This is a genomic window from Oleiphilus sp. HI0043 (assembly GCF_001634935.1).
Genome location: NZ_LWEY01001008.1, coordinates 1 through 268, shown reverse-complemented (window position 1 = coordinate 268; position 268 = coordinate 1). Strand labels below are relative to the sequence as shown.

Below are 268 nucleotides of genomic sequence, written 5' to 3'. Positions count from 1 at the left end.
AATGGTTACACGCCATTGATATGTTCATGCGCTTATAGTCAGGGTAGGAACCCCCTTCTACATAACCAACCGAGCGGAAAGCCAAGTGAGCCGGATTTTCATTCTTTTCACTACAAGCGGCTTCGCAGGCATGGCAACCGATACAGTTGTCAGCGGTAAAGTGAAATCCGTGCTGCTTGTTTCGATTAGGGTTGCAACCTACAGAGGGGTTTTCATTGATCTGCATCGATCGCCCCTGCTCGAACGCGCCTTCGGTCAGATCCAATAA

1 pseudogene is annotated in these 268 nt (G+C 49.3%); it reads right to left on the bottom strand.

Features of this window, described 5'->3' with window-relative positions:
- Positions 1 to 268: pseudogene (locus A3729_RS10815) on the bottom strand (hypothetical protein); the annotation flags it as partial.